This window comes from Rhodanobacter sp. C06, assembly GCF_002001105.1.
GTDB lineage: Bacteria > Pseudomonadota > Gammaproteobacteria > Xanthomonadales > Rhodanobacteraceae > Rhodanobacter_A.
Window position 1 is genome coordinate 1 of record NZ_MUNP01000008.1, and the last position, 2,598, is coordinate 2,598.

At 68.6% G+C, this 2,598-nt stretch carries 1 protein-coding gene; it reads right to left on the bottom strand.

Features of this window, described 5'->3' with window-relative positions; translation table 11 throughout:
• Window positions 1–299: 299 nt before the first annotated feature.
• Complete coding sequence (gene fusA / locus B0E52_RS00010; RefSeq protein ID WP_077480479.1) at window positions 300–2,339, bottom strand: elongation factor G; 2,040 nt, start codon at window positions 2,337–2,339, stop codon at window positions 300–302.
• Between the last annotated feature and the right edge of the window lie 259 nt (window positions 2,340–2,598).

Below are 2,598 nucleotides of genomic sequence, written 5' to 3' on the forward strand. Positions count from 1 at the left end.
TTCGACCGATACATACGAGAACATGCCAAGCTGCTGGACGTCGGGGCTGCGCATCGGATCGGGCGGTCAGTGATTGAGAACGTCTATGACCGCGGCGGCGCGCGGAGGTTTCTCAACAGCCTGCTAGGCTGCAGGCTTGCGGCCTGACGAGAGCCAACCCCAAGCAGGAGCGCTTGCCTGATATCGAAAGCGGGCTGTCCAGCCCGCTTTCGACTCGCCGAGTTCGGCGAAGGCCGGACTCGGTTCCGCCGGATCAAGCGCGGCGGCGCTTGATCCGCGAGCGGTCCATCCATGGACCGCTATTCCTCCTCGACTTTCGGTTTCCACGCCTCGCTGAGCTGTTTCTGCACCGGCGCGGGCACCGCCTCGTAGTGGCTGAGGTCGAGGCTGTAGCGGCCGCGACCGCCGGTCATCGCCTTGAGTTCGGTGGGGTAGTCGGTGAGTTCGGCGAGCGGGGCCTGGGCCTTGATCAGCAGTTCGCCGCCGCGGCGGCTGTCGGTGCCGAGGATGCGCGCGCGCTTGCCGGCGAGGCCGCCGGTGACGTCGCCGACGTCGCTCTCGGGGATCGCTACCTCCACGTCCACGATCGGTTCCAGCACGATCGGGCGGGCCTTGCCCACGGCGTCGAGGAAGGCCTTCTTGCCGGCGCTGACGAAGGCGACTTCCTTGGAGTCGACCGGGTGGTATTTGCCGTCGTACACGGTGACGCGCAGGTCCTGCAGCGGGAAGCCGGCCACCGCGCCGCGTTCCATCGCCTGGCGCACGCCTTTCTCGATCGCGGGAATGAAGGTGCCGGGGATCACGCCGCCCTTCACCGCGTCGACGAATTCGAAGCCGGCGCCGCGTTCCAGCGGTTCCACGCGCAGGAACACCTCGCCGAACTGGCCGGCGCCGCCGGTCTGCTTCTTGTGGCGGTGATGGCCTTCCGCGTGCGCGGCGATGGTTTCGCGGTAGGCGATGCGCGGCGGATGGGTGACGACTTCCACGCCATAGCGTTCGCGCATGCGTTCCAGCGCCACCTTGAGGTGCAGCTCGGAGAGGCCGCGCAGCACGGTCTCGTTGAGTTCCTTGTGGTGTTCCATGCGCAGGCAGGGGTCTTCCTCGGTCAGTCGCCCCAGCGCGTTCGCGAGCTTCTGTTCCTGGCCCTTGTGCTTCGGTTCCAGCGCGAGGCCGAACATCGGTTGCGGGAAGCGCATCGGCGCGAGGCGGATGCGGTCCTCCTCGTGCGCATCGTGCAGCACGGCGTCGTAGTGGATCTCCTCCACCTTGGCCACCGCGGCGATGTCGCCGGGCACCGCCTGCTCGATCTCCACGTGGTTCTTCGCGTTGAGCCGGAACAGGTGGCCCACCTTGAACGGCTTGCGGCCGTCGTCGACGAGCAGCTGCGAGTCGCGGCGCACGGTGCCCTGCCACACGCGGAAGACGGCGAGCTTGCCCACGAAGGGGTCGTTGACGATCTTGAACACGTCGGCGATCACGTGCTGCGCCGGGTCGGCGTTGACGGTGATCGCCTCGCCCTCACCGTTGACGAAGGGCGGCGGGTTGCCTTCCGCGGGATTCGGCAGCAGGCGTTCGGCGATGTCCAGCAGCTCGGCCGCGCCGGTGCCGTTGCGCGCGCTGACGAAGCAGATCGGCACCAGGTGGCCTTCGCGCAGGCATTGCTCGAACGCGTCGTGCAACTGCTGCGGCGTGAGCGCAGCCTCGCCCTGGTCGAGGTAGGCGCCCATCGTCGCCTCGTTGATCTCCACCACCTGGTCGAGGATGCGCTGGTGCGCGGTGGCCAGCGAGGAGAAGTCGGTGGCGCCCGCGGTGTGGAAGAAGCAGTCCAGTACCTGCTTGCCGCCTTGCGCGGGCAGGTTCACCGGCAGGCATTCGGGGCCGAACTCCTCGCGCAGCGCTTCGACCAAGGCGCCGAGATGCGCGCCCTCGAAGTCGATCTTGTTGACCACCAGCACGCGGGCGAGTCCTCGCGAGCGCGCGTGATCCATCATGCGGCGGGTGCCGTGCTCGATGCCGTTGACGGCGTTCACCACCACCATCACGGTTTCCACCGCCGCGAACGCGGAGAGCGTGCCGCCGCGGAAGTCGTCGTAGCCGGCGGTGTCGATCAGGTTGATGCGGCAGCCGCCGCGGTCGATGCCGGCGATACAGCTGTCGATGGAATGGCCGCGCGCCTTCTCCTGCGCGTCGGTGTCCGACTGCGTGGTGCCGCGCTCCACCGAGCCGGGCGCCTGGATCACGCCGCCGGCGTGCAGCAAGGCCTCGAACAGCGTGGTCTTGCCGCTGCCGGCATGGCCGGCGAGCGCGATGTTGCGGATGCTTTCCGTGTGGTAGGACACGATGCGACCCTCCTCTTGCAGAGGTGCGGGTCGCATCGGCATGAGCGGCGCCGCACGGAACCGCACATGGCGGCTGACGATGGCGGGCCGTCATGGTCGTCCGGGCGCGGACGCGGGGGCGGTCATGGCGGGTGAGTCGGGCGATGGTACGTCGCGGCGGGGTTAGGCTCGCGTCAACGTGGCCGGGAACCGCCGCAAGGCCGCGCGGTCTGAGAGCCCGCCGCGCTTTTCTCCTCCCCCTTGCTTGCAGGGGGAGGGC